The sequence below is a fragment of the Streptomyces sp. CHD11 genome (assembly GCF_018638295.1).
Classification (GTDB): Bacteria; Actinomycetota; Actinomycetes; order Streptomycetales; family Streptomycetaceae; genus Streptomyces.
The window spans coordinates 82,694-106,957 of record NZ_JABTTS010000022.1; the positions used below are offsets into that span (position 1 = coordinate 82,694).

The 24,264-nt window shown below is 70.3% G+C and carries 21 protein-coding genes; 13 read left to right on the forward strand and 8 right to left on the reverse strand.

Annotated elements, in window-relative coordinates:
• Positions 1 to 215 precede the first annotated feature (215 nt).
• A complete protein-coding gene (locus HTV45_RS21430; RefSeq protein WP_215207448.1) occupies positions 216 to 1,049 on the forward strand; it encodes a lysozyme in 834 nt (277 codons plus the stop codon).
• 75 nt (positions 1,050 to 1,124) lie between these two features.
• On the opposite strand, the gene lon is transcribed toward HTV45_RS21430, so the two are convergent.
• Positions 1,125 to 3,539, reverse strand: coding sequence for an endopeptidase La (gene lon / locus HTV45_RS21435; protein WP_215207449.1), 2,415 nt, complete (start codon positions 3,537 to 3,539; stop codon positions 1,125 to 1,127).
• 153 nt (positions 3,540 to 3,692) lie between these two features.
• Between lon and HTV45_RS21440 the strand changes: the two genes are divergently transcribed.
• The 7 genes from HTV45_RS21440 to HTV45_RS21470 all read left to right on the forward strand — a co-directional run bounded on the left by HTV45_RS21440 (position 3,693) and on the right by HTV45_RS21470 (position 13,216).
• On the forward strand, positions 3,693 to 4,391 hold the full coding sequence (locus HTV45_RS21440; RefSeq protein ID WP_215207450.1) for a spermidine synthase: 699 nt from the start codon (positions 3,693 to 3,695) through the stop codon (positions 4,389 to 4,391).
• 125 nt (positions 4,392 to 4,516) lie between these two features.
• Positions 4,517 to 5,257, forward strand: coding sequence for a response regulator transcription factor (locus HTV45_RS21445; protein WP_215207451.1), 741 nt, complete (start codon positions 4,517 to 4,519; stop codon positions 5,255 to 5,257).
• On the forward strand, positions 5,254 to 6,366 hold the full coding sequence (locus HTV45_RS21450; protein ID WP_215207452.1) for an ATP-binding protein: 1,113 nt from the start codon (positions 5,254 to 5,256) through the stop codon (positions 6,364 to 6,366). The genes HTV45_RS21445 and HTV45_RS21450 overlap by 4 nt, the downstream gene beginning before the upstream one ends.
• A gap of 292 nt (positions 6,367 to 6,658) precedes the next feature.
• Complete coding sequence (locus tag HTV45_RS21455) at positions 6,659 to 10,492, forward strand: multifunctional oxoglutarate decarboxylase/oxoglutarate dehydrogenase thiamine pyrophosphate-binding subunit/dihydrolipoyllysine-residue succinyltransferase subunit (RefSeq protein WP_215207453.1); 3,834 nt, start codon at positions 6,659 to 6,661, stop codon at positions 10,490 to 10,492.
• 80 nt (positions 10,493 to 10,572) lie between these two features.
• On the forward strand, positions 10,573 to 10,752 hold the full coding sequence (locus HTV45_RS21460; protein WP_030049542.1) for a DUF6104 family protein: 180 nt from the start codon (positions 10,573 to 10,575) through the stop codon (positions 10,750 to 10,752).
• 486 nt (positions 10,753 to 11,238) lie between these two features.
• Positions 11,239 to 12,147, forward strand: coding sequence for a DUF4097 family beta strand repeat-containing protein (locus HTV45_RS21465; protein WP_215207454.1), 909 nt, complete (start codon positions 11,239 to 11,241; stop codon positions 12,145 to 12,147).
• A gap of 1 nt (position 12,148) precedes the next feature.
• Positions 12,149 to 13,216: a helix-turn-helix transcriptional regulator gene (locus tag HTV45_RS21470; RefSeq protein WP_215207455.1), complete on the forward strand. Its 1,068-nt coding sequence runs from the start codon at positions 12,149 to 12,151 to the stop codon at positions 13,214 to 13,216.
• Positions 13,217 to 13,234: 18 nt separating this feature from the next.
• On the opposite strand, the gene HTV45_RS21475 is transcribed toward HTV45_RS21470, so the two are convergent.
• The 4 genes from HTV45_RS21475 to HTV45_RS21490 all read right to left on the reverse strand — a co-directional run bounded on the left by HTV45_RS21475 (position 13,235) and on the right by HTV45_RS21490 (position 16,506).
• Positions 13,235 to 13,801, reverse strand: a complete 567-nt coding sequence (locus tag HTV45_RS21475) for a Clp protease N-terminal domain-containing protein (protein ID WP_215207456.1) — start codon at positions 13,799 to 13,801, stop codon at positions 13,235 to 13,237.
• Entirely contained in the window at positions 13,801 to 14,010 is a 210-nt protein-coding gene (locus HTV45_RS21480; protein WP_215207457.1) for an HTH domain-containing protein, read from the reverse strand. The genes HTV45_RS21475 and HTV45_RS21480 overlap by 1 nt, the downstream gene beginning before the upstream one ends.
• A 101-nt stretch (positions 14,011 to 14,111) precedes the next feature.
• Positions 14,112 to 15,077 carry a zinc-binding dehydrogenase gene (locus tag HTV45_RS21485; RefSeq protein ID WP_215207458.1) on the reverse strand — a complete coding sequence of 322 codons (966 nt, stop codon included), beginning with the start codon at positions 15,075 to 15,077 and terminating at the stop codon, positions 14,112 to 14,114.
• A 190-nt stretch (positions 15,078 to 15,267) separates the two neighbouring features.
• Complete coding sequence (locus HTV45_RS21490; RefSeq protein ID WP_215207459.1) at positions 15,268 to 16,506, reverse strand: NADP-dependent malic enzyme; 1,239 nt, start codon at positions 16,504 to 16,506, stop codon at positions 15,268 to 15,270.
• A gap of 582 nt (positions 16,507 to 17,088) precedes the next feature.
• On the opposite strand from HTV45_RS21490, the gene HTV45_RS21495 reads away from it, so the two are divergent.
• The 3 genes from HTV45_RS21495 to HTV45_RS21505 are packed head-to-tail and all read left to right on the forward strand — an operon-like array spanning position 17,089 to position 19,812.
• Positions 17,089 to 18,054 carry an ABC transporter substrate-binding protein gene (locus HTV45_RS21495; protein ID WP_215207460.1) on the forward strand — a complete coding sequence of 322 codons (966 nt, stop codon included), beginning with the start codon at positions 17,089 to 17,091 and terminating at the stop codon, positions 18,052 to 18,054.
• Between the two features lie 31 nt (positions 18,055 to 18,085).
• A complete protein-coding gene (locus tag HTV45_RS21500) occupies positions 18,086 to 19,054 on the forward strand; it encodes an amino acid ABC transporter permease (RefSeq protein WP_215207461.1) in 969 nt (322 codons plus the stop codon).
• Positions 19,051 to 19,812 carry an amino acid ABC transporter ATP-binding protein gene (locus tag HTV45_RS21505; RefSeq protein ID WP_285899671.1) on the forward strand — a complete coding sequence of 254 codons (762 nt, stop codon included), beginning with the start codon at positions 19,051 to 19,053 and terminating at the stop codon, positions 19,810 to 19,812. The genes HTV45_RS21500 and HTV45_RS21505 overlap by 4 nt, the downstream gene beginning before the upstream one ends.
• Positions 19,813 to 19,874: 62 nt before the next feature.
• On the opposite strand, the gene HTV45_RS21510 is transcribed toward HTV45_RS21505, so the two are convergent.
• Positions 19,875 to 20,645, reverse strand: coding sequence for a trans-aconitate 2-methyltransferase (locus HTV45_RS21510; protein ID WP_215207462.1), 771 nt, complete (start codon positions 20,643 to 20,645; stop codon positions 19,875 to 19,877).
• Positions 20,646 to 20,744: 99 nt separating this feature from the next.
• Between HTV45_RS21510 and HTV45_RS21515 the strand changes: the two genes are divergently transcribed.
• A complete protein-coding gene (locus HTV45_RS21515) occupies positions 20,745 to 21,395 on the forward strand; it encodes an ABATE domain-containing protein (RefSeq protein ID WP_215207463.1) in 651 nt (216 codons plus the stop codon).
• Here HTV45_RS21515 and sodX read toward each other — a convergent pair.
• Positions 21,278 to 21,712 (reverse strand): nickel-type superoxide dismutase maturation protease, encoded by a 435-nt coding sequence (gene sodX, locus HTV45_RS21520; RefSeq protein ID WP_215207464.1) that lies wholly within the window; start codon positions 21,710 to 21,712, stop codon positions 21,278 to 21,280. The genes HTV45_RS21515 and sodX overlap by 118 nt on opposite strands.
• 145 nt (positions 21,713 to 21,857) lie before the next feature.
• Here sodX and sodN point away from each other — a divergent pair, with 145 nt between their 5' ends.
• Entirely contained in the window at positions 21,858 to 22,253 is a 396-nt protein-coding gene (gene sodN, locus HTV45_RS21525; RefSeq protein ID WP_215207465.1) for a superoxide dismutase, Ni, read from the forward strand.
• Between the two features lie 120 nt (positions 22,254 to 22,373).
• Here sodN and HTV45_RS21530 read toward each other — a convergent pair whose 3' ends face one another.
• A complete protein-coding gene (locus tag HTV45_RS21530) occupies positions 22,374 to 23,717 on the reverse strand; it encodes a M1 family aminopeptidase (protein WP_215207466.1) in 1,344 nt (447 codons plus the stop codon).
• Positions 23,718 to 24,264 lie beyond the last annotated feature (547 nt).

Consider the following 24,264-nt stretch of genomic DNA (forward strand, 5'->3'; position numbering starts at 1 on the left):
CGACGCCGCCGCGGCTCCACCAGTATTTCGCAGGCGTGGACCAACGGCGGCCGGCGGGCACCTCCCACGCCTTTCAGGGCAGCGGGGGAGGCCGGTCCGCCCGCCGTCGTGGCTCCACGTGGCCCTTTCTCTACCAGGCGATTACGTGACATGCCCACTACGTGCGACGTGGGTCACATTCCGGTTTCGCCCCCGCCGACCTTCGGAGACGCGTCATGCCCGTGCCCAGATCCGGACGATCCGGATTCACCCGTATACCCGCGCTCGCGACCGCCGGAGCGGTCCTGCTCGCGCTCCTCGCCCTGCCCCGCGCGGCCGCCGCGGACGAGTCCGCCCCCACCGTCCCGCCACGCGGCTCGGCCCATATGGGCATGGGCGTCGTCGCCCACGACGGCCAGGGCGGCCTCCCCTCCGCGCGCTCCACCCAGACGGAGGGCGTGGACGTCTCCAGCCACCAGGGCACCGTCGCGTGGCCGACCCTGTGGGCGAGCGGGGTCCGGTGGGCCTACGCCAAGGCCACGGAGGGCACGTACTACACGAACCCGTACCACTCCCAGCAGTACAACGGCTCCTACGACGTCGGCATGATCCGCGGCGCGTACCACTTCGCCACCCCCGACACGGCGAGCGGCGCCGCCCAGGCCGACTACTTCGTGAACCGCGGCGGTGCCTGGTCCGCCGACGGACGGACCCTGCCGGGCGTCCTCGACATCGAGTGGAACCCCTACGGCGACGCCTGCTACGGCAAGTCCGCGACCGCGATGGTGAGCTGGATCCGCGACTTCCTGAACCAGTACAGGGCCCGCACCGGCCGGAACGCCGTCCTCTACACGGCCACCAGCTGGTGGAAGCAGTGCACCGGCAACTACGCCGGCTTCGCCTCCACCACCCCGCTGTGGATCGCCCGGTACGCCTCGACCGTGGGCGAACTGCCCGCCGGCTGGGGCGCCTACACCATGTGGCAGTACACCTCGACGGGGCCGACCGTGGGCGACCACGACCGCTTCAACGGCACCGTCGACCGGGTGCGGGCCTTCGCGGCCGGCTGATCCGGTCCCGGACGGGGAGCGGCCCGGGGTCTCCCGCACGGGACCCCGGGCCTCCCCTTCACGGCCGTCCCGGCGTCACGCGGCGACCGGAACCTCCGGCGCCGCGCCGCTCACGGCCGGCGACAGCGCCAGTTCGAGGACCTGGCGGACATCGGTGACGGCGTGGACGTCCAGCCCGTCCAGCACCTCCGCCGGGACGTCGTCCAGGTCGGGCTCGTTGCGCTTGGGGATGATCACGGTGGTGATCCCCGCGCGGTGCGCGGCGAGCAGCTTCTGCTTCACCCCGCCGATCGGCAGCACCCGCCCGGTCAGCGAGACCTCACCGGTCATCGCCACATCGGTGCGGACCAGCCGGCCGGAGAGCAGCGAGGCCAGGGCGGTGGTCATGGTGACGCCCGCGCTCGGACCGTCCTTGGGCACCGCGCCCGCCGGGAAGTGGATGTGCACGCCCCGGTCCTTCAGGTCGGCCACCGGCAGCTCCAGCTCGGCCCCGCGGCTGCGCAGGAAGCTCAGCGCGATCTGCGCGGACTCCTTCATCACGTCACCCAGCTGGCCGGTCAGGGTGAGCCCCGACGCCCCCGTCTCCGGGTCGGCCAGGGACGCCTCCACGTAGAGGACGTCCCCACCGGCGCCGGTCACCGCGAGCCCGGTGGCGACACCGGGGACGGCGGTACGGCGCTCGGCCGGGTCCTGGGCGGACTCGGGCACGTGGTGCGGCCGGCCGATCAGGTCCCGCAGATCCGCTTCCGTCACGGTGAGGGGCAGCTCCCGCTCGCCCAGTTCGTGCCGGGCCGCGACCTTGCGCAGCAGACGCGCGATGGACCGCTCCAGGGTGCGCACGCCCGCCTCACGCGTGTACTCGCCGGCCAGCCTGCGCAGCGCGCCCTCGTCGACCGTCACCTCGTCCTTGTCGAGACCCGCGCGCTCCAGCTGGCGCGGGAGCAGGTGGTCGCGTGCGATGACGACCTTCTCGTCCTCGGTGTAGCCGTCGAGACGGACCAGCTCCATACGGTCGAGCAGGGCCTCCGGGATGGCTTCGAGGACGTTGGCCGTCGCGAGGAACACGACGTCGGACAGGTCGAGCTCGACCTCCAGGTAGTGGTCCCGGAAGGTGTGGTTCTGCGCCGGGTCGAGGACTTCGAGCAGGGCCGCCGCCGGGTCACCGCGGAAGTCGGAGCCGACCTTGTCGATCTCGTCGAGCAGGACGACCGGGTTCATCGAACCGGCCTCCTTGACCGCCCGCACGATCCGGCCGGGCAGCGCGCCGACGTACGTACGGCGGTGGCCGCGGATCTCGGCCTCGTCGCGGACGCCGCCGAGGGCGACGCGGACGAACGTGCGGCCCATGGCGTGGGCGACGGACTCCCCGAGCGAGGTCTTGCCGACGCCGGGCGGGCCCACCAGTGCCAGTACGGCGCCGCCGCGCCGTCCGCCGACGACGCCCAGGCCCCGGTCGCCGCGCCGCTTGCGCACCGCCAGGTACTCGGTGATCCGCTCCTTCACGTCGTCCAGACCCGAGTGCTCGGCGTCCAGTACGGCCCGGGCGCCCCGGATGTCGTAGGCGTCCTCGGTGCGCTCGTTCCACGGCATCTCCAGGACCGTGTCGAGCCAGGTGCGGATCCAGGAGCCCTCCGGCGACTGGTCGGAGGACCGCTCCAGCTTGTCGACCTCCTTGAGCGCGGCCTCGCGGACCTTCTCCGGCAGGTCGGCGGCCTCCACGCGGGCGCGGTAGTCGTCGGACTCCTCGCCCTCCTGCTCTCCGTTGAGTTCGCGCAGCTCCTTGCGGACGGCCTCCAGCTGGCGGCGCAGCAGGAACTCGCGCTGCTGCTTGTCGACGCCTTCCTGGACGTCCTTGGCGATGGTCTCGGCGACGTCCTGCTCGGCGAGGTGGTCGCGCAGCTGCTGGGTGGCGAGCTTCAGCCGGGCCACCGGGTCGGTGGTCTCCAGCAGCGCCACCTTCTGCCCGGTGGTCAGGAACGGCGAGTATCCGGAGTTGTCGGCGAGCGCGGAGACGTCGTCGATGGCCTGGACCCGGTCGACGACCTGCCAGGCGCCGCGCTTGCGGAGCCAGGCGGTGGCGAGCGCCTTGTACTCCTTGACGAGTTCGCCCACGTGGCCGGGCAGAGGTTCGGGCACGGTCTCGTCGAGGCGGGTGCCCTCCACCCACAGGGCGGCGCCCGGTCCGGTGGTCCCGGCGCCGATGCGCACCCGGTCCCGGCCGCGGATCAGGGCGCCCGGGTCGCCGTCGGCCAGCCGTCCGACCTGCTCGACCGTGCCCAGCACGCCGGTGCCGGCGTAGGTCCCGTCGACGCGTGGCACCAGCAGCACCCTGGGCTTACCCGGTTCGGTCCCGGCGGCGGCCTGGGCGGCCTCCACGGCGGCGCGCACCTCGGAATCGCTCAGGTCCAGCGGAACCACCATCCCGGGCAGCACGACCTCGTCGTCGAGCGGCAGCACGGGCAGGGCGAGCGGTGCGGACTCAGTAGCCATGATCTCCCCTTCGGCAGTCAAGTTGAGCTATGCCGACTCAATGCGAGGGAGCCGCCGAATGTTCCCGGGGGCGCGTTCGCTCTGAGCGATCACCGTGGGCGGGGTCCGGAAGGCCATGACCCCCCGTGAAAACGGAGCTGTCAGGATGAACGCATGTCCACCCGGTACGGCATTCCCGAAGCACCCGAAGCCCCCGAAGTCCTGGACCGCCGCGAGGGCCCGTACGGCGAGGTCGTGCTGCGCAGGCACGGCGGCCTGCTGCAGATCATCGCCAACGGCTGCTTCCTGATGGACACCTCCGACGGCCGTTCGGAGCGGCGGCTGGTCGACGCCGCACTGGCCGCCCTCGGCGCGCGCGTCGCGGACCCGCGGGTCCTGATCGGCGGTCTCGGAGTGGGCTTCTCGCTCGCGCACGCGGCGGGGCAGCCCCGCTGGGGACGGATCACCGTGGTGGAGCGGGAGCCGGCCGTCATCGAGTGGCACCGCGCCGGACCGCTGTCCGAGCTCTCCGCGCGGGCCCTCGCCGACCCCCGCGCGCAGATCGTCGAGACGGACCTTCTCGCCTACGTGCATGAGACGTCCGACACGTTCGACGCACTGTGTCTCGACATCGACAACGGGCCCGGCTGGACCGTCACCGAGGACAATGAGGGGCTCTATTCCGCGGGCGGACTCAAGGCCTGTGCGCGGGTGTTGAATCCGCACGGGGTGCTCGCGGTCTGGTCGGCCAGGCCGTCCCCGGAATTCGAGGGAACCATGCGGAATGCCGGATTCCGGCAGGTGCGTACCGAAGAGATCCCGGTTGCCCGGGGCGTTCCGGACGTCGTGCACATCGGAGTCCGCCCTGGATAGCAAAGCCACGGTGAATCCCCGTACGCTGCTGCCCTGACGCGGATCATTCAAGCGTCAATCGCAGTGATGCGCAGACGACGGATCACCCCACGGATTCCGGAAAAAGCACACCTCAGGGGCGGGCGATGGAGCAGACACAGACCTCCCACAACGGCACGGCCACGGCCACACCCGGCGCTCAGCGCCGCATCCTGGTGGTCGAGGACGACGCGACGATCGTGGACGCCATCGCGACCCGCCTTCGCGCCGAGGGATTCCTGGTGCAAACGGCCGGCGACGGCCCGTCGGCGGTGGACACCGCGGAGGCCTGGCAGCCCGACCTGCTGATCCTCGACATCATGCTGCCCGGCTTCGACGGCCTGGAGGTCTGCCGGCGTGTGCAGGCCCAGCGGCCGGTGCCGGTCATGATGCTCACCGCGCGGGACGACGAGACCGACATGCTGGTCGGGCTGGGCGTCGGCGCCGACGACTACATGACGAAGCCGTTCTCCATGCGGGAGCTGGCGGCACGCGTGCATGTGCTGCTGCGCCGGATGGAGCGCGCGGCCCTCGCGGCCACCACACCGCGCAGCGGCATCCTGCGCCTCGGCGAACTGGAGATCGACCACGCGCAGCGCAGGGTGCGGGTGCGCAGCGAGGACGTCCATCTGACGCCCACCGAGTTCGACCTCCTGGTGTGCCTGGCGAACACACCGCGCGCGGTGCTCTCGCGCGAGCAGCTGCTGGCCGAGGTCTGGGACTGGGCGGACGCCTCCGGCACCCGTACGGTCGACAGCCACATCAAGGCACTGCGCCGGAAGATCGGCGCCGAGCGGATCCGTACCGTGCACGGTGTGGGCTACGCCCTGGAGACGCCGAACCCATGACCGGCGGTCCGGCCGGACGCGATGGTCCCGGGGGCACCCCGCCCTGGGGCGGTGTGCGTCCGTTCTCGATCAAGACCAAGCTGGGCGCGCTGGTCGTCGTCTCCGTCCTGATCACCACGGGACTGTCGGTGGTCGCCGTGAACACCAAGACGGAGCTGCGCTTCATCACGGTCTTCTCGATGATCGCCACCCTCCTCATCACGCAGTTCGTGGCCCACTCGCTCACCGCGCCGCTCGACGACATGAACGCCGTGGCCCGGTCCATCTCGCACGGCGACTACACCCGCCGGGTGCGGGAGAACCGCCGGGACGAGCTGGGCGACCTGGCCCAGACGATCAACGTGATGGCGGACGAGCTGGAGGCCCAGGACCGCCGCCGCAAGGAGCTGGTGGCCAACGTCTCGCACGAGCTGCGCACGCCCATCGCGGGGCTCCGCGCGGTACTGGAGAACATCGTCGACGGCGTCACACAGGCCGATCCCGAGACGATGCGCACGGCCCTGAAGCAGACCGAGCGGCTCGGCCGTCTCGTGGAGACGCTGCTGGACCTGTCCCGCCTGGACAACGGGGTCGTCCCGCTGAGAAGGCGCCGTTTCGAGGTGTGGCCGTACCTGTCCGGCGTGCTCAAGGAGGCCAACATGGTCGCCTCCGCCCGCGCGGGCATGGCCTCCGGATCCGGCAGCCACACCCGTACGGACGTCCATCTCCACCTCGACGTGTCGCCGCCGGAGCTCACCGCGCACGCCGACCCGGAACGCATCCACCAGGTCGTCTCCAACCTGATCGACAACGCCGTCAAGCACAGTCCGCCGCACGGCCGGGTGACGGTCCGGGCGCGCCGCGGCGACCTGCCGGACTCCCTGGAGATCGAGGTGCTGGACGAGGGCCCGGGCATTCCGCGGACCGAGTGGCACCGGGTCTTCGAGCGGTTCAACCGCGGCAACGTCAACCGGCCGCACGGCCCGGGCAGCGACGGCGGCACCGGTCTCGGCCTCGCGATCGCCCGCTGGGCCGTCGATCTGCACGGCGGCCGGATCGGAGTGGCCGAATCCGAGCGGGGATGCCGGATTCTCATCACTCTTCCGGGAACGTCATCCGTACCAAGTTGACGTAAAGTTCGAAGCGGAGCCGCAAGGCCGCGCCGTGTTCGCGCTGACGGACACGTGTGACCGGGGCTCAGACCCGCGTGCACTGCGCGTCGGGTCCGGGCCGAGCGATCCCTGAATCCACCGGAAGAACCGGAACCACGCTTGTTTCCCGCCATTTCTCGCGCCGAAACACGTGCGGGGATGTGACTTACGCGACGATGAACGGGCCCGGCCTGACCTTCCGGCCCGAGGGGGCGTAGCCTTTATTTCCGCTGTCCATCATCTTGCGAAGCGGAAGAGGGCGGTTGACGCCGTGTCGCCACAGTCCCCCAGTAACTCGAGCATCTCGACCGACACCGACCAAGCGGGCAGGAACCCCGCTGCGGCCTTCGGTGCCAACGAATGGCTCGTCGACGAGATCTACCAGCAGTACCTCCAGGACCCGAACTCGGTGGACCGAGCCTGGTGGGACTTTTTCGCCGACTACAAGCCGGGCGCACCCGCGACCTCGGCACCGGCGGGTAACGCGGCCGCGGGGGCCGCGGGAACCGCCACCACCCCGGCCGCCCCGGAGCAGCAGGCCGCGCCCGCTCCTGCGGCCGGCCGGTCCACTGCCGCCGCTCCCGCGCCGGCCACCGCCAAGGCACCGGCTCCGGCCGCGGCTCCGGCGAAGGCCGCGGCGCCCGCCGCGAAGCCGGCCGCGGCCCAGCCGAAGGCCGCGGCCAAGGCGGAGCCCAAGGCCGGGCCCTCCGGTGCGGCGAAGAGCGGCGCCGAGCAGGTGACCCTGCGCGGTCCGTCCGCCGCCGTGGCGAAGAACATGGACGCCTCCCTGGAGCTGCCCACGGCCACGTCCGTGCGCGCGCTGCCGGTGAAGCTGCTGTTCGACAACCGCATCGTCATCAACAACCACCTCAAGCGGGCCCGGGGCGGGAAGATCTCCTTCACCCACCTCATCGGCTACGCGATGGTGCAGGCCATCAAGGCCATGCCCGGGATGAACCACTCGTTCGCCCGGGTGGACGGCAAGCCGACCCTGGTGAAGCCGGAGCACATCAACCTCGGTCTGGCCATCGACCTGGTGAAGCCCAACGGCGACCGCCAGCTGGTCGTCGCGGCCATCAAGAAGGCCGAGTCGCTGAACTTCTTCGAGTTCTGGCAGGCCTACGAGGACATCGTCCGCCGCGCCCGCGACAACAAGCTGACGATGGACGACTTCACCGGTGTCACGGTCTCCCTGACCAACCCCGGCGGCCTCGGCACCGTCCACTCCGTGCCGCGCCTCATGCCCGGCCAGTCGGTCATCCTGGGCGTCGGCTCGATGGACTACCCGGCGGAGTTCCAGGGCACCAGCCAGGACACCCTGAACAAGCTCGGCATCTCCAAGGTCATGACGCTCACGTCGACCTACGACCACCGGGTGGTCCAGGGCGCCGCCTCCGGCGAGTTCCTCCGCTCGGTGGCGAACCTGCTGCTCGGCGAGAACGGCTTCTACGACGAGATCTTCGAGGCGCTGCGCATCCCCTACGAGCCGGTCCGCTGGCTCAAGGACATCGACGCCTCCCACGACGACGACGTCACCAAGGCCGCCCGGGTCTTCGAGCTGATCCACTCCTACCGGGTCCGCGGCCACGTCATGGCCGACACCGACCCGCTGGAGTACCGCCAGCGCAAGCACCCCGACCTGGACATCGTCGAGCACGGCCTCACCCTGTGGGACCTGGAGCGCGAGTTCGCCGTCGGCGGCTTCGCCGGCAAGTCCCTGATGAAGCTGCGCGACATCCTCGGCGTGCTGCGCGACTCGTACTGCCGCACCACGGGCGTCGAGTTCATGCACATCCAGGACCCCAAGCAGCGCAAGTGGATCCAGGACCGCATCGAGCGCTCGCACACCAAGCCGGAGCGCGAGGAGCAGCTGCGCATCCTGCGCCGGCTGAACGCGGCGGAGGCCTTCGAGACCTTCCTGCAGACCAAGTACGTCGGCCAGAAGCGCTTCTCCCTGGAGGGCGGCGAGTCCGTCATCCCGCTGCTCGACGCGGTGCTGGACTCGGCGGCCGAGTCCCGGCTGGACGAGGTCGTCATCGGCATGGCCCACCGCGGCCGGCTGAACGTGCTGGCCAACGTGGTCGGCAAGTCGTACGCGCAGATCTTCCGCGAGTTCGAGGGCAACCTCGACCCGAAGTCGATGCACGGCTCCGGCGACGTGAAGTACCACCTGGGCGCCGAGGGCACCTTCACCGGCCTGGACGGCGAGCAGATCAAGGTCTCCCTGGTCGCCAACCCCTCGCACCTGGAGGCGGTCGACCCGGTCCTGGAGGGCGTCGCCCGCGCCAAGCAGGACATCATCGGCAAGGGCGGCACGGACTTCACCGTCCTGCCGGTGGCGATCCACGGCGACGCGGCCTTCGCGGGCCAGGGCGTGGTGGCCGAGACCCTGAACATGTCGCAGCTGCGCGGCTACCGCACCGGCGGCACGGTCCACGTCGTCATCAACAACCAGGTCGGCTTCACCGCGGCGCCGGAGTCCTCGCGCTCCTCGATGTACGCCACCGACGTGGCCCGCATGATCGAGGCCCCGATCTTCCACGTGAACGGCGACGACCCGGAGGCCGTCGTGCGCGTCGCGCGCCTGGCCTTCGAGTTCCGCCAGGCGTTCAACAAGGACGTGGTGATCGACCTCATCTGCTACCGCCGCCGCGGTCACAACGAGTCGGACAACCCGGCCTTCACCCAGCCGCTGATGTACGACCTGATCGACAAGAAGCGCTCGGTGCGCAAGCTCTACACCGAGTCCCTCATCGGTCGCGGCGACATCACCCTGGAGGAGGCCGAGCAGGCGCTCCAGGACTACCAGGGACAGCTGGAGAAGGTCTTCACGGAGGTCCGTGAGGCCACCTCTCAGCCGTCCGCGGTCGAGCACCCGGAGCCGCAGGCCGAGTTCCCGGTCGCCGTGAACACCGCGGTGACCACGGAGACCGTCAAGCGGATCGCCGAGTCCCAGGTGAACATCCCCGACCACATCACCGTCCACCCGCGCCTGCTGCCGCAGCTGCAGCGCCGGGCGGCGATGGTCGAGGACGGCACCATCGACTGGGGCATGGGCGAGACCCTCGCCCTCGGCTCGCTGCTCCTGGACGGCGTCCCGGTGCGCCTCGCCGGCCAGGACTCCCAGCGCGGCACCTTCGGCCAGCGCCACGCGGTCATCATCGACCGCAGCACGGGCGAGGAGTACACGCCGCTGCAGTACCTCTCCGAGGACCAGTCGCGGCTGAACGTCTACAACTCCCTGCTGTCCGAGTACGCGGCGATGGGCTTCGAGTACGGCTACTCGCTGGCCCGCCCCGACGCGCTCGTGCTGTGGGAGGCGCAGTTCGGTGACTTCGTCAACGGCGCGCAGACGGTCGTGGACGAGTTCATCTCCTCGGCGGAGCAGAAGTGGGCCCAGACCTCCGGTGTGGTCCTGCTCCTCCCGCACGGCTACGAGGGTCAGGGCCCGGACCACTCCTCGGCGCGTCCCGAGCGGTTCCTGCAGCTCTGCGCGCAGAACAACATGACGGTCGCGATGCCGACGTCGCCGGCGAACTACTTCCACCTTCTGCGCTGGCAGGCGCACAACCCGCACCACAAGCCGCTGGTCGTCTTCACCCCGAAGTCGATGCTGCGTCTGAAGGCCGCGGCGGCGAAGGCGGAGGAGTTCACCACGGGCCAGTTCCGCCCGGTCATCGGTGACACCTCGGTCGACCCGGCCGCGGTCAAGAAGGTCGTCTTCACGGCCGGCAAGGTCTACTACGACCTCGAGGCCGAGCGGCAGAAGCGCGGCGCGACGGACGCCGAGGCCGCCAATACGGCGATCATCCGCATCGAGCGCCTGTACCCGCTGCCGGGTGCGGAGCTCCAGGCGGAGATCAAGAAGTACCCGAACGCCGAGAAGTACCTGTGGGCCCAGGAGGAGCCGGCGAACCAGGGTGCCTGGCCGTTCATCGCGCTCAACCTGATCGACCACCTCGACCTGTCGGTCGGCGCCGACCTCCCGCACGACGAGCGTCTGCGCCGCATCTCGCGGCCGCACGGCTCGTCGCCGGCGGTCGGCTCCGCCAAGCGCCACCAGGCCGAGCAGGAGCAGCTGGTGCGCGAGGTCTTCGAGGCCTGACCAGCAGCCGTACGCGTGGGCCGCACTCCTCTTCACGGGGGGTGCGGCCCTCTCGTTTCCCCGCACATATCCTTGTCCTCATGTACTTCACGGACCGTGGCATCGAGGAACTGGAGAAGCGGCGCGGCGAGGAGGAAGTCACCTTCGAGTGGCTGGCCGAGCAGCTGAGGACGTTCGTCGACCTCAACCCGGACTTCGAGGTGCCGGTGGAGCGCCTGGCCACCTGGCTGGCCCGCCTGGACGACGAGGACGACGACTGACCCCCGCCCGGCCCTGAAGCCCCGGGCTCCCGGCCGCCCCGCTCACTCCCGCGAGCATCCCTCCGTACCTCCGGCCCCTTCACACCGCGCCGCCCCCCGCGCGCCCCCTCATCCTGGGCGCGACGACGGTCATCACCTCCCCCCACCGCAGCCGGCCCACCCTCCTCACCACCGGCACCGCACCCGCGGGCGATCGTGCCGCAGGGCGGCACGGGTGGGCGCGACGGCACCCCGCAAGCGCCGGGCTGCGCAACCGCCCCCCGCCCGGCCCCGGTCGCGGGGCCACCGGTGAAGCACCGGGCCGCACAACCCACCCGGCCCGGCCCAGCACCGCACGCACGCACGCGCCCGCACGGCCACCCGCGCCCAGCCGCTCACCCCGACGAGTGCCTTGACTTTCACCTCCCGCGATATATCGTGAATAGCGTAAGACGCGATATGGCGCGTCAGTGTGCCATCGGGTCACACCCCCAGGAGGCCCCCACCATGCCCGAGTCGTCCGTAGCGGAGCCCACCACGCTCACCTTCGACGCCCCCGTGACCGATCTCCACGTACGCATCGTCAACGGCACGGTCAACGTCGTGGGCACCGACAAGGCCTCCGCCCGCCTGGAGGTCTCCGAGATCGACGGCCCGCCCCTGACGGTGACCCAGAAGGACGGCACCCTCACGGTGGCCTACGACGACCTGCCATGGAAGGGCTTCCTCAAGTGGCTCGACCGCAAGGGCTGGCGCCGCAGCGCGGTCGTCTCCCTGGCCGTCCCCGCCGAGACCCGCGTCGAGGTCGGCGTGGTCGGCGCCACCGCCGTCGTCTCCGGCATCCGCGGCCCCGCCGCGGTGAAGGGCGTCGCGGGCGAGACCACCCTGGTCGCCCTCTCCGGCCCCGTCCGCGCGGACACCGTGTCCGGCAGCGTGGAGGCCCAGTCCGTCACCGGCGACCTCCGCTTCGCCTCCGTCTCCGGCGACCTCACCGTCGTCGAGGGCTCCGGCCCCTCCGTGCGGGCGGACACGGTCAGCGGCTCCATGATCGTGGACCTCGACCCCGACGGCCCCACCGACGTGAAACTGACCAGCGTCTCGGGCGAGATCGCCGTCCGGCTGCCCGACCCGGCGGACGCCGAGGTCGAGGCCAACACCGCCAGCGGCGCGATCTCCAACGCCTTCGACAGTCTCCGGGTCCAGGGCCAGTGGGGCGCCCACAAGCTCAGCGGCCGCCTGGGCGCGGGCAGCGGCAGACTGCGCGCCACCACCGTCTCCGGTTCCATAGCCCTGCTGCGCCGCCCGCCCGGCGAGGACGATCCGCGCCGGCCCAGCCATCAGGACCAGCACGGCGCACCGGACCCGCAGGCCGGCGCGGGTGACAATGCCGGTACGACCGACAAGAAGGTGCTCTGACATGCCCCCCGTCTTCGCTCACGGACGCCTCCGCCTCTACCTGCTGAAGCTGCTGGACGAGGCACCGCGCCACGGCTACGAGGTGATCCGCCTCCTCGAAGAGCGCTTCCAGGGGCTGTACGCACCCTCGGCGGGCACGGTCTACCCCCGCCTGGCCAAACTGGAGGCGGAAGGCCTCGTCACCCACACCACCGAGGGCGGCCGCAAGGTGTACGCCATCACCGACGCCGGCCGCGCCGAACTCGCGGACCGCAGCGGCGAACTGGCCGACCTGGAGCTGGAGATCCGGGAGTCGGTCGCCGAATTGGCCGCCGAGATCCGGGCGGACGTCAGCGGCGCCGCGGGCGATCTGCGCCGTGAGATGCGGGCAGCGGCCGGCCGGGCCCGTCAGTCCCGCCAGTCCCGCCAGTCCCGCGCCGACGGGACGTCCACCGAGGACGAGAGCTTCCTCGGCGACTTCACGGTCTTCGGTGACAAGGACGCCTGGCGCGCCGCGAAGGAGGAGATGCGCCGCGCCAAGCAGGAATGGAAGGAGCAGGCCCGGCGCGCCAAGGACGAGAGCCGCCGCTCCCGTGAGGAGGCCCAGCGCGCACGCCGTCAGGCCAAGGAGGCCCAGGACAAGGCGCAGGAGGAGGTGCAGCGCATCATGCGGCAGGTCCAGGAGCAGGTGCAGGACCACTTCGCCCGGGGCGACTGGCCGACGGGACTGCGCGAGGGCCTGGGCGAACTGGTCAAGGAGATGGGCGGGTTCGGCAAGGACTTCGCCTTCGGCCGCACCGGCACGGGACCCTCCGGCGGAGCCACCGGCAAACCCTCCGGGCCGTCGTACTCCCAGACCCCCGAGGACTTCCCCGCCGACTACACCCCGGCCTGGGCTCACGAGGACGCGGCGGACTCCACCGGCGACCCCGTCCGCGACCTCGACCGCCTGCTGGACCGCTTCCGGGACGACATCCGGGACTCGGCCCGCGACCACGGCGTCACCGCGGACCAGCTCCGTGACGCCCGCGGCCATCTGTCCGCGGCGGCGGCCCGGATAGCGAAGACGCTGCGTTCCCCGCAGTCCTGAGCCGCCGCCGGCCCGCCCTCAGCCCGCCTTGGCGCTCCCGCCGCTGCCGTACAGCACCCGGGTGACGGACTCGTAGGTCACTCCGTGGTCGGCGAGCACCTCGGCGGGGACGCCGGGGCGGGAGGTGAGGGCGAGCAGGATGTGCTCGTCGCCGATGTGCCGGTCCCGCCGGTCCACGGCGACACGCAGGGCCCCCTCGAGCACGTCCTTGGCGTCCCGGCCGAAGCTGCGGCGCCCAGCCCACCACCCCTTGTCCCTGCGGTGGCCGGACATCGATCCGATCCCGTGGGTTTCCTCCACCCGGGCGACGATCTCCGAGACGTCGATCCCCAGCCCGGCGAGCGCGTCGGTCTCGGCCCGGGAGAGACCGGCTCGGCGCCGGGCGTCCTCCAGGGCCTGCCGGGCCGACTCCCTGCGTTCGTCCGCCCCGAGCACCGCCAGCGCGAAGGACGCGCGGCTCGCCTCCCGGTCCAGCAGCGCGAGCAGCAGGTGCCCCGCGTCGACGGTTCCCGCCTCCGCCCTTTCGGCATGCTCGACCGCCCCCTTCACCACATCCCGGGCGTCCTTCGTGAACCGCTCGAACATCAATGCCTCCCGTACTTCTTGTGCACGGCCTGCCTGCTGACCTTGAGTTCGGTGGCAATCTCCTGCCACGACCAGCCCTGGTTGCGCGCGTTGCGCACCTGCACGGCCTCCAGCTGCTCCAGCAGTCTGCGCAGCGCGGCGACGGCCCGCAGACCGATCCGCGGGTCACGGTCGCCCGCCCGTTCGGCGAGGTCGGTTGCCTCAGTCATGGCGTCAACGTACGTTGACGCCGCGCCGCCGTCAACCCCAGTTGACAAGCCGACGGCCGGCCCGGAGACCCGGACCGGCCGTCGCCACGCACACCCGCTTCTCAGGAACCGGTGAGCACGATCTTCCCGAACTGCCCCCCGGCCTCCATCCGCTCGAAGCCCTCCCTCGCCCGGTCCATCGGCAGCACCTCGTCGATGACCGGACGGACACCCGTGGCGGCGCAGAAGGAGAGCAGGTCCTCCAGTTCGTCCTTGGTCCCCATCGTCGATCCGACGATCTTCAGTTCCAGGAAGAAGACCCGGGTCAGCTCGGCGTGCGAGGGCCGGTCGCCACTGGTGGCCCCGGAGATCACCAGCGTGCCGCCGGGGCGCAGCGACTTCACCGAGTGGGACCAGGTGGCGGCCCCCACGGTCTCGATGACCGCGTCGACCCGCTGGGGCAGCCGCGCACCGGGCTCCACCGCCTCCACGGCGCCGAGCTCCAGCGCCCGCCTGCGCTTGGCCTCGTCCCGGCTGGTGGCGAAGACCCGCAGCCCGGCCGCCTTGCCGAGCACGATGGCGGCCGTCGCGACACCGCCTCCGGCCCCCTGCACCAGCACGGAGTCACCGGGCCGGACCCCGGCATTGGTGAACAGCATCCGGTACGCCGTCAGCCAGGCGGTCGGCAGGCAGGCCGCCTCCTCGAAGGAAAGCTCCTTCGGCTTGGGCAGGATGTTCCAGGTGGGCACGGCGACCTGCTCGGCGAAGGTGCCGGGGTAGCGCTCGGTCAGGATGGACCGGGGCTCCCTGGGCCCCACGCCGTGACCGGTCTGGCCGATCACCGAGTGCAGGACGACCTCGTTGCCGTCCGCGTCGACACCCGCGGCGTCGCAGCCGAGGATCATCGGCAGCTTGTCCTCCGCGAGGCCGACGCCGCGCAGGGACCAGAGGTCGTGGTGGTTGAGGGAGGCGGCCTTGACCGTGACGGTGCTCCAGCCGGGGCGGGTCTCGGGAGCGGGACGCTCCCCCGACTCCAGACCGCCGAGCGGCTGGTCGCGGTCGATTCGGGCGGCGTAGACAGCGAACATGACCTTGACGATAGGGTCCCCGGCCCGCCGGGGGAACCAGGGCCCGCTGTGACACACGCCCTCTTGCCGGCCGCCCCGCGCCGCACGGCGGCGGCTGCCGCCCGCCCGGCCCCGGACCTCCGGGGTGGCCCCCCGGAAAGAGAGCCGGCCCCGTCCGTACCCGGACGGGGCCGACGAGAACACATCCGCCTCAGCGGCGGGCGACGCCCTCGGCCCGGGCGGCCGCGGCCACGGCGGCCGTCACCGCGGGGGCGACCCGCTCGTCGAAGGGGGACGGGATGACGTAGTCGGCGGCGAGATCGTCACCGACCACCGAGGCCAGTGCCTCGGCCGCCGCCAGCTTCATCCCCTCGGTGATCCGGGAGGCCCGCACCTGCAGCGCGCCCGCGAAGATCCCGGGGAACGCCAGCACGTTGTTGATCTGGTTCGGGAAGTCCGACCGGCCGGTGGCCACGACGGCCGCGTACTTGTGCGCGACCTCCGGGTGCACCTCCGGCTCCGGGTTGGCCATGGCGAAGACGAACGCGCCCTCGGCCATCGACGCCACCGCCGGCTCCGCCACCGTGCCGCCGGAGACACCGATGAACACGTCGGCCCCGGCCAGGGCCGACTCCAGCGATCCGGAGAGGCCGGCCTTGTTGGTGAACGACGCCAGCTCCGCCTTGACCGGCGTGAGGTCGTCGCGGTCGGCCGACACGACGCCCCTGCGGTCCGCCACGGCGACGTCCCCGATGCCGGCCTCGACCAACATCCTGGCGATCGCGACCCCCGCGGCGCCGGCGCCCGAGATCACGGCCCGCAGCTCGCCCAGCGCGCGCCCGCTCAGCCGCGCCGCGTTCCGCAGCGCCGCCAGCGACACGACCGCGGTGCCGTGCTGGTCGTCGTGGAAGACCGGGATGTCCAGCCGCTCCTGCAGCCGACGCTCGATCTCGAAGCACCGGGGGGCGGAGATGTCCTCCAGGTTCACCCCTCCGAAGGACGGGGCGAGCCGGACCACGGTCTCGACGATCTCGTCGACGCCGGTGCAGTCCAGCGCGATCGGGACCGCGTCCACGCCGCCGAACTGCTTGAAGAGGATGGCCTTGCCCTCCATCACCGGGAGGGAGGCCTCGGGCCCGATGTCCCCGAGCCCGAGCACGGCCGTACCGTCCGTCACGACGGCGACGACCTGCGACTTCCACGTGTAGTCGTGGACCAGGTCCGGCTGCTCGGCGATCGCGCTGCACACCTTCGCGACGCCGGGCGTGTAGGCCAGGGACAGATCGTCCCGGTCGCGGATCGGCACGGTGGCCTGCACGGCCATCTTGCCGCCGCGGTGCAGCGCGAACGCCGGATCGAAGGAATCCAGGGGCTCCGGCCCGCTCTCCGGTTCCTTGTGACCGTTCCGGCTTTCGCTGTCGCTGCGAGGATTGACAATCTCCGCTGCCACTTGGTTCTACCCCTTAAGTATTTACGGTTGAGGGTTGCCACTCCTGGTGAGGGGTGGGCGGGACCGCGCAAGGCCCGGAGGGGTTGTGCGTACGGGCCAGACGCGACGGGCGCGCCGCACACGCGCCCTCGAGCCCCGGATGAGGGGTGTAAAGAACCTTCTTACCGGACGGGGGCCTTCGGCGACGAGTCCATAACGTGAAGGTCACACGCCGACACCCGGAAAACTCGTCCGATATCAGGACAAGACCGGGATGAACCTCCAGTAACCCTACAAATACCACCAGCCATCCCTCCCGTGACCTCCATAGCATGGTCGACACCGGAGATCTTCCCGCCGGAATGGTGAATTCCCACAGACTGTCCGGCCGTGATGTACCGCACTGGGCCGGTTCGAGCGCGACCCGTTATCCGATTTTGACATCGGGAGACCCCTGAGCGGCGCAGTCCGAATGGCAAGATGCGGTAATCACACGAGGTCGCGGCACTCGAAGGTGTGTGCTCCCGACGACCCACGGCGATGCCGCACCGGCAGCCGCCGGCCCCATCGGCAACTCCACCCATCCGCCGGAGGAACCCCACCATGACCGCACGTATCACCCGTCGTACCACCGCCGCGCACTCCCGTCTTGCGGCGGTCGGCGCGATCGCGGTCGCAGGCGCACTGCTTCTCACCGGCTGCGGTGACCAGACCGACGACAGCGGCAGCGGAGGCAGCGCGGAGAAGGACAAGTCCAGCTCCGCCCCCCTGTTCGACAAGCTGCCCAAGAAGATCCAGGACGCGGGCGTCCTGAAGGCCGGCACCAACGCCGAGTACGCCCCGATGGAGTTCCAGGAGGGCGGCAAGATCGTCGGTGTCGACCCCGACCTCGCCGCCGCGCTGGGCGAGAAGCTGGGCGTCGAGGTCGAGTTCACCTCGGGCTCCTTCGACGGTCTGATCACCTCGCTGAACTCGGGCCGCTACGACATCGCGATGTCGTCCATCACGGACAACAAGCAGCGCCAGGAGGGCCTGGACGACAAGGGCAAGAAGCTCGGCCCGGGTGTCGACTTCGTCGACTACTTCGTCGCCGGCACCGCCGTGTACGTGCAGAAGGGCAACCCGAAGGGGATCAACTCCATCGAGGACCTGTGCGGTCAGCCGGCCGCCGTGCAGCGTGGCACCACCTACGAGAAGGCGCTGCAGGACCAGTCCGAGAAGTGCACGGACGCGGGCGAGAAGAAGATCACGATCCAGTCGTTCGAGAACGACACCGAGGCCCAGACCCGCGTGAAGTCGGGCGGCGCGGTCGCCGGTGTCAACGACTACCCGGTCGCGGTCGACCTGGCCCGCAAGGCGGACGACGGCAATGCCTTCGAGATCGTCGGTGAGCAGGTGGACGCCGGTCCGTTCGGCATCGCGGTGAACAAGGACAACAAGGAGCTCACCGAGGCCCTGGAGGCGGCCGTCAACGCGATCATCGAGGACGGCACCTACAAGGAGATCCTGGCCAAGTGGGGCGCCGAGACCGGCGCCATCGAAAAGGCCACGATCAACGGCGGCAAGTGACGCCCCGAGCACGTACTGAAGGGCAGTCACCGTGACTGACAAATTCGACAAGGAGACGGCCGGCGCCCGCCCGGCGCCCGCCGTCTCCAAGGAGGACGCGGCCACCGTGCCGCCCTCCGAGATCAAGGCCATCCCGGTGCGCCACTACGGCCGGTGGGTCAGCGGTGTCGTCGTGCTGGCGCTGGTGGCCCTGCTCGTCAACGCCTTCGCCACCGCCGAGAAGATCCAGTGGCAGGCCGTCGGCGACTACGTGTTCGACGGCACCGTCCTCGCCGGTGCCGGCCGTACCCTGCTGATCAGCGTCCTGGCGATGATCATGGGTGTGGTCCTCGGTGTGATCCTGGCCGTGATGCGGCTGTCGAAGAACCCGGTGACGAGCTGGGTGGCCTGGCTCTACATCTGGTTCTTCCGCGGTACGCCGGTCTACGTGCAGCTTCTGGTGTGGTTCAACCTGGCGCTGATCTTCCCGATGCTGAACCTCGGCCCGTTCTACAAGGACGAGATGGTCGACGTCATGACGCCGTTCATGGCGGCCCTGCTGGGTCTTGGCCTGAACGAGGCGGCGTACATGGCGGAGATCTGCCGCGCGGGTCTGACGTCCGTCGACGAGGGACAGACCGAGGCCTCGCACGCGCTCGGCATGAGCCAGGGCAAGACGCTGCGGCGCATCGTGATCCCGCAGGCGATGCGCGTGATCGTGCCGCCGACCGGCAACGAGTTCCTCAACATGCTGAAGACCTCGTCACTGGTATATGCGGTGACGTACAACGAACTGCTGCGCGCCACCTCGACCATCGGCTCCACGTCGTACGCCGTGATGGAGATGCTCTTCGTGGCGTGCATCTGGTACCTGGTCATCACCAGCGTCTTCAGCGTCGGTCAGTTCTACCTGGAACGCCGCTTCGCACGCGGTTCGTCCCGCAACCTGCCGCAGACCCCGTGGCAGAAGATCAGGACCAACATGATGGCCTTCAGCCGCGAGAGGAGCAGCAGGGTATGACGGCCATGGTGAAGTCCGAGGGCGTCCACAAGTCCTTCGGCGCGGTCCAGGTCCTCAAGGGCATCGACCTGGAGGTCAGGAACGGCGAGGTGTTCTGCCTCATCGGCCCCTCCGGTTCCGGCAAGTCGACCTTCCTGCGGTGCATCAACCACCTGGAGAAGATCAACGCGGGCCGTCTGTACGTCGACGGCGAGCTGGTCGGCTACCGCCAGAAGGGTGACAAGCTGTACGAGCTCAAGGACAGCGAGGTCGCTCTGCAGCGCCGGGACATCGGTATGGTCTTCCAGCGCTTCAACCTGTTCCCGCACATGACGGCCGTCGAGAACGTCATGGAGGCGCCCGTCCAGGTCAGAGGCGTCAGCAGGGGGCAGGCGCGGGAGCGTGCGATGAGTCTCCTGGAGCGGGTGGGTCTCGGTGACAAGGCCAAAAACTACCCCTCGCAGCTCTCCGGCGGCCAGCAGCAGCGGGTGGCGATCGCCAGGGCGCTCGCCATGGATCCCAAGCTGATGCTCTTCGACGAGCCGACCTCGGCCCTCGACCCGGAGCTGGTCGGTGACGTCCTCGACGTCATGCGCGACCTCGCCGAGTCGGGCATGACGATGGTCGTCGTCACCCACGAGATGGGCTTCGCCCGCGAGGTGGGCGACAGCCTGGTGTTCATGGACGACGGCGTGGTGGTCGAGGCCGGCAACCCGCGTGAGGTGCTGACCGACCCCCAGCACGAGCGCACCAAGTCGTTCCTGTCCAAGGTGCTCTGACCGCGGTCCCGCGCACGGGTGGAGGGCGGTACGGATCTTCCGTACCGCCCTCCACCCGTGCGTTACTTCAGCGCCAGCAGCAGGGTGTCCGACGGCGAGCACCACACCGGCCGCGCCTCGGCGAACCCCTTCTCGCGCAGCACGCGCGCGTGCCACGCCGCGGACGGCATGTCGCCGTCGGCGTGTTCGCCGTAGATCTCGAAGCGGCGGGCCGTCGGCTCGGCGAGGACCGGGTCCTGCGCCGCGAGCTGCCACCACTCGGCCCAGTCCAGGGCGCCGTCGGCCCTGGCCCGGTCCATACGGGCATGGCGCTGCGCCCGCTCGGCCGCGTTGATCCGGGGCGTCGCCTCGTCGATCATGTGATCCGCGTTCATGAAGACACCGCCGTCGCGGGTCAGCCCCGCGATGTGCCCGTAGAGGTCCGCGAGCGGTTCCTGGTGCAGCCAGTGGAGCGCGGTCGCGGTCAGTACGGCGTCGTAGGAGTCGTACGGCAGGGCGTCCGCCCAGCCGGGGTCCTTGAGGTCGGCGGTGACGAACGTGACCCGCTCGTCCCCCGCGAAGGTGCCCTCGGCGATGGCCAGCAGTGCCGGGTCAAGATCGACGCCGGTGCTGGTGGCGCCGGGGAGACGGGCGAGCAGCCGGGCGGTGATGGTGCCGGTGCCGCAGGCCAGGTCCAGCACGCGCGGGGCGGTGCCGGCGAGGGCCTCGACCATGTCGAGCATGACCCGGAACCGCTCCTCGCGGTCGGGCATGTACCACTCCTGCTGCCGGTCCCAGCTCTCCTGCCAGGCGTGCCAGTCGGTGGCGGCCGTGGTGGTGCGCGCGTCCGTCATGAGGCCCTCTCTCGTCCACGTCACGTAATACCCTTGTGCCACGGCCGTCTGTTACAAGACCGCGCTTCTGACGATAGATCCACCACGTAAGGACTACAAGTGGAACTGGCCTATTACTCGGACTACGCCGTGCGTCTCGTCAACACCGAGGAACCGGCCCGGGGAAAGGACACGCTGACCTCGGTCGAGGCCGTCCGCGACCTGTTCGGCGGGAACCAGTCGGCCGCCCGGCGCACGACCGACGCCGATGTGACGCGGTTCCGCTCGGTCCGGGGCAGGCTGCGCTCGGTCTTCGAGGCGGCGGACGGGGGCGACGAGACCCTCGCCGTCGACCTGCTGAACTCGCTGCTGCTGGAGTTCCCGGTCAGCCCGCAGATCTCCGGCCACGACTTCCGCGACGACGACGGCCGCCCCCTGTGGCACATGCACCTGGCCGACCACCCGTCCAACGCGACCGCGGGCTACGCCGCCACCGCCGCCATGGGTCTCGCCTTCCATCTCACCGAGTACGGCGTGGACCGGCTCGGCCTGTGCGAGGCGGCGCCCTGCCGCAACGCCTATCTGGACACCTCGACCAACCGCTCCCGCCGCTACTGCTCCGACCGCTGCGCCACCCGCGCCAACGTGGCCGCCTACCGCGCCCGCAAACGCCTGGAGGCCGACCGGGCGGAGAGCACCGGCCGGGCCGACGACAGCGCCCAGCCCACCACGGCCAGCGGTGAACGCCGCTCCGGCGTGCGCGGCCGGTAGCGGAAGCGGACCCGGCCCAGTACCAGCTCGTCGGGGACCACGCCGTAGTCGGTGCTGTCCCCGCCGGCGTAGGCGTTGTCCCCGAGCACCCACCAGCCGCCGTCGCGCCGCTCGGCGGCCCGCTTCACGACCAGCAGGTCCTGCTGGAACGGATGCCGCAGCACGATCACATCACCGCGTCTGACCCTGGCCCCGTAGTGCACCAGCAGCCGGTCCCCGTGGTGCAGCGTGGGCACCATCGACGGCCCGGTCACCTCGGCCACCCCGAAGGGCAGCGGCGCCCTCCCCCGCTCCGCGTCCTGCGACAGCTCCGGCATCTCCCGGCACCTCCCGGTTCTTCCTCCACCAGTCCCAGTGTGACCCCGGACTTTTGTCCTAAGCCCGCGGGGGCACCCGCGAAAAGCCGTCCGCCACGGAGTAATGTCCAGTGTGAGAAGACGATCACGAGGAAGGAAACGCTCCATGCTTTCCCGCCTGTTTGCCCCCAAGGTCAAGGTCAGCGCCCACTGCGACCTGCCCTGCGGCGTGTACGACCCGGCCCAGGCCCGCATCGAGGCGGAGTCGGTGAAGGCCGTCCAGGAGAAGATGGCCGCCAACGACGACCCGCACTTCCAGACCCGCGCCACGGTGATCAAGGAGCAGCGCGCCGAGCTGGCGAAGCACCATGTCTCCGTGCTGTGGAGCGACTACTTCAAGCCCCCGCACTTCGAGAAGTACCCGGAGCTGCACCAGCTGGTCAACGACACCCTGAAGGCCCTGTCGGCCGCCAAGGGCTCCACGGACCCGGCGACCGGCCAGAAGGCCCTGGACTACATCGCCCAGATCGACAAGATCTTCTGGGAGACCAAGAAGGCCTGATCTCTGGTCGGGCCGTCCGACCCGCGGTTTCGCTGGTCAGACTCCCTACTGGTCCGCACCCGGTCCGCAGGCCGCCGAGAACGGCGTCCATCACGGACCGGGTGCGGTCTTCTCCGTCACTCAGCTACGTGACAGAGCCGTCGCCCCGGGCTTCAGCGTGCCCGGCCAGAGGTAGGCATCCTCGGGGATCCGGTCACTGCGGATCCAGGCGTCGAAGAAGCCCTGGAGGTCCTGCCCGGACACCTCCTGGACCAGCTTCTCCATCTCGGCCCATACAGGGGCTTTGCCGCTGTATCGAGCCGGCCACTGCTTCAGCACCTCGCCGAACGCGGCTTCGCCGATCTGCCGTCGCAGCGCGTGGAGCATGATCGGGCCCTTTGTGTAGACGCCCGCGCCGTCGGAGAGCTTCTGCTTCCAGAACTCATCGTCGGACTTGTACTGCTCGATCTCCTGCCGGTACTTCGCGTCCAGGTCCTGCTGCCCGCTGAACTCCGGCCACATCCACTGAGCGTACGACGCGAAGCACTCACTCAGGCACATGTCCCGCTGATGTGCCTCCTCCACCAGCATTCCGTACCACTGGTGCGCCAACTCATGTGCCACGACAGTGGAGTCGAAGAAGCGCTCGTCCTCGGCGTTCGGGAATATCACGGCCCCCTGACTCGCGAGATTCGGGACGTCGTCGGACGCCAGGTCGAGGAAGAAGCTCACCAGCGTGCCGTACGGATAATCCCCGAACTTCTGAGTGAGGAAGTCCATCATCTTCTGCTGCTGGTCGGCGTACTTCTTGAACTCCCCCTTCCTGCCCGCACTGTAGACCGTTGTGAGGGGTGTTCCGTCGCTGAGCTTCGTCCGCTCGACGTCCCACTTTCCGACTCCGAGAAGTGCCCGGTTCGCGGGCAGGGGATCCGTGGAACTCCAGTGGAAGGTGGACCAGGCGCCGTCTCGCCGTACCGGCTCCTCCTGGCCGCTGGAGACGGCGGTCCAGCCATGTGGCACGGTCGCCGACAACTGGAAGTCCGCCGTGTCGTCCTGGTTGTCGTTCCCGGGGAACCAGGTGCCCACGGGGGCCAGGACCGTGATGACGCTGCCGTCCTCGCTCTTGGCCCAGCTCGGGTTGTCGTGGCCCGGATTCCCGTCGTAGCGGACACGGACCTGGAATGTCCGGCCCTTTTCGATCTTCTCCTCAGGGATGACGGTGACGCTTCCGTCTCCGGATTTCGCGAAACTCTTCGCGGGCTTGCCGTCGATCTCGACCGAGCGGGCCGTCAGCGCGAGGTCCATATCGAATCGCGCGAGATCCGCGGTGGCCTCCGCAGCGACCTCCGTATCGCCTTCCAACTGTGATGAGCCGGGGTCATAAGTGACCTTGACGTGATAGCCGGCGACGTCATACGCCCGGACACCGCCGTCGGCGGGCGCGGGTGCCGGCGCCGATGTGGGCGAGGCGAGTGCCGATTCCATCCCGCACGCCACCCCGGCCAGCGCCAGCCCTGCGCCAAGGGCGGTTCGGGCACGGCGTGCCCACCCAGCATTCCCGGTACTCCTCGTGCTTCGCATTCCCTGCTCGCGTTTCATGCGTTCACCTGTCCTCGTCCGAGACACTTCGCCATCGCCACCCCGCCGGGGCAGGGAGTCTGCGCGTCGCCCTCCGCCTGCGCGACGAGGCACACCGGGGAGCCTCGCAGGGCGACCACTTCGGCCTCGGGGCGCAGAACGGCGCCAGGCCCTAAGGGCGGGTCCTGCGGGGCGGGTGCCGCGTTCGCGGCGGGTCCGGCGAAGGCTCCCGCGGTCACGGGCAGGAGCACGGCCGGGGCACCCGCCCGGCTCCGGTCCGCGTGAGGTTCCCCCTGTCGGCTGGACAGCTTGATACTGGGACGGATGGTCCTGGAGGAAGCAGTCACAGGTAGTGAGCAACAAGAGCAATATGAGCAAGCGGTACACGACCGAGTTCAAGCGGGACGCGGTCGCCCTGGCGTTGTCCTCGGAGAAGACGGTCACCGAGGTCGCG

Coding starts and splice junctions, on each gene's coding strand:
- HTV45_RS21445 (WP_215207451.1), top strand. CDS start 4,517: ATGGAGCAGACACAGACCTCCCACAACGGCACGGCCACGGCCACACCC.
- HTV45_RS21530 (WP_215207466.1), bottom strand. CDS start 23,717: ATGGAATCGGCACTCGCCTCGCCCACATCGGCGCCGGCACCCGCGCCC.
- HTV45_RS21505 (WP_285899671.1), top strand. CDS start 19,051: ATGACGGCCATGGTGAAGTCCGAGGGCGTCCACAAGTCCTTCGGCGCG.
- HTV45_RS21495 (WP_215207460.1), top strand. CDS start 17,089: ATGACCGCACGTATCACCCGTCGTACCACCGCCGCGCACTCCCGTCTT.
- HTV45_RS21450 (WP_215207452.1), top strand. CDS start 5,254: ATGACCGGCGGTCCGGCCGGACGCGATGGTCCCGGGGGCACCCCGCCC.
- HTV45_RS21460 (WP_030049542.1), top strand. CDS start 10,573: ATGTACTTCACGGACCGTGGCATCGAGGAACTGGAGAAGCGGCGCGGC.
- HTV45_RS21430 (WP_215207448.1), top strand. CDS start 216: ATGCCCGTGCCCAGATCCGGACGATCCGGATTCACCCGTATACCCGCG.
- HTV45_RS21480 (WP_215207457.1), bottom strand. CDS start 14,010: ATGACTGAGGCAACCGACCTCGCCGAACGGGCGGGCGACCGTGACCCG.
- sodN (WP_215207465.1), top strand. CDS start 21,858: ATGCTTTCCCGCCTGTTTGCCCCCAAGGTCAAGGTCAGCGCCCACTGC.
- HTV45_RS21465 (WP_215207454.1), top strand. CDS start 11,239: ATGCCCGAGTCGTCCGTAGCGGAGCCCACCACGCTCACCTTCGACGCC.
- HTV45_RS21470 (WP_215207455.1), top strand. CDS start 12,149: ATGCCCCCCGTCTTCGCTCACGGACGCCTCCGCCTCTACCTGCTGAAG.
- HTV45_RS21510 (WP_215207462.1), bottom strand. CDS start 20,645: ATGACGGACGCGCGCACCACCACGGCCGCCACCGACTGGCACGCCTGG.
- lon (WP_215207449.1), bottom strand. CDS start 3,539: ATGGCTACTGAGTCCGCACCGCTCGCCCTGCCCGTGCTGCCGCTCGAC.
- HTV45_RS21440 (WP_215207450.1), top strand. CDS start 3,693: ATGTCCACCCGGTACGGCATTCCCGAAGCACCCGAAGCCCCCGAAGTC.
- HTV45_RS21475 (WP_215207456.1), bottom strand. CDS start 13,801: ATGTTCGAGCGGTTCACGAAGGACGCCCGGGATGTGGTGAAGGGGGCG.
- sodX (WP_215207464.1), bottom strand. CDS start 21,712: ATGCCGGAGCTGTCGCAGGACGCGGAGCGGGGGAGGGCGCCGCTGCCC.
- HTV45_RS21485 (WP_215207458.1), bottom strand. CDS start 15,077: ATGTTCGCTGTCTACGCCGCCCGAATCGACCGCGACCAGCCGCTCGGC.